This window comes from Streptomyces sp. NPDC059224 (assembly GCF_042754285.1).
Classification (GTDB): Bacteria; Actinomycetota; Actinomycetes; order Streptomycetales; family Streptomycetaceae; genus Streptomyces.
The window spans coordinates 1-1,103 of sequence record NZ_JBHZAN010000115.1 but is presented as its reverse complement, the minus strand read 5'-3'; the positions used below and the strand labels follow the sequence as shown (position 1 = coordinate 1,103).

Below are 1,103 nucleotides of genomic sequence, written 5' to 3'. Positions count from 1 at the left end.
AAAATAGACTATACCCCCAATGTATCCACCATTGACATAGGCTTCTGCAATCATTGAGAATCCAGTCCCCCAAGTGATTCCTAAATAATCCTGAGAAAACCAATCAGCTAATAAAACAAACTTTATTCCAAACATTGATAGCATTCTTGTTGATATAGAGCCTAAGAGTGAGGTCAAATAAGTATTAGCAAAGGGATATATTCCATTACCACTTATTAGGAAAAAAGTTATAATACTCATAGTCCCCCCCATTTCAAAAAAAGAATCAACTAAAGGAGAATCATCTGAATCAAATACAGATGTAAAATCTTTTAAAGTAAGTTTACTTAGTCCTCCACCATCACGTGCTTTCGTTATTACGTTTAGAATATATATTCCTATAACAGCTAAAATAAGCCACTTTATTAATTTTTTATAATTAAAGGTTCCTTTATATTGAGTGTATGCCCATATGAGTATAATAGAGCTATACAACCAACTTCCTCTGTCTCCTGACATAATTCCTAATAAAGAATATAAAGCAAAAATAATAAAAACAAATCTCGTTATTACTTTTGAAAAGTTGCTACCAATTAATAAACATATTAAGGCTGGAAAAAAAAGATATAGAATAATTTGTAAATATCCACTTTGTGTAGCATAATCACCATAATATAATGCATTATAACCATGGACTAATGCTATACGTACCTCTAGTAATTTAGAAACAAAAACTATCGGTACTACTATTATAGAAATGATACACCCTATTTTAAATAAAAACTTTCTATCGGCATCAGCATCTCCAGATTCATACCAACTAACTTTTCTTAGTGTGGTTTTTCTCGTAAATAAGAGTGCTCCTATGTGAAATACAAACATAGAAATACAAGAATACCATTTTACCATTATCATATCTGATTCACTAGGAATAATCCCCGTACCATAAGCTACTACTGTTGTACCGATTCCACGATCTGTTCCAATACCGAATGCCCACATAATGCATTGCCCATAACTAAATAATAAAAAAAGAGTGAAAAAAATCGTGTATAATGAAAATATTGAATCTCCTTTTCTCCAATGCCATGTACAGATTGCATATAAGTAAATCCTTATTCCAA

At 31.0% G+C, this 1,103-nt stretch carries 1 protein-coding gene; it reads right to left on the bottom strand.

The window, feature by feature from the left end; all coding sequences use genetic code 11:
* On the bottom strand, nt 1-1,044 hold a 1,044-nt coding region (wzy, locus tag ACFXI4_RS44720; RefSeq protein ID WP_385003456.1), incomplete at its 3' end, for an O-antigen polysaccharide polymerase Wzy.
* Nucleotides 1,045-1,103 lie beyond the last annotated feature (59 nt).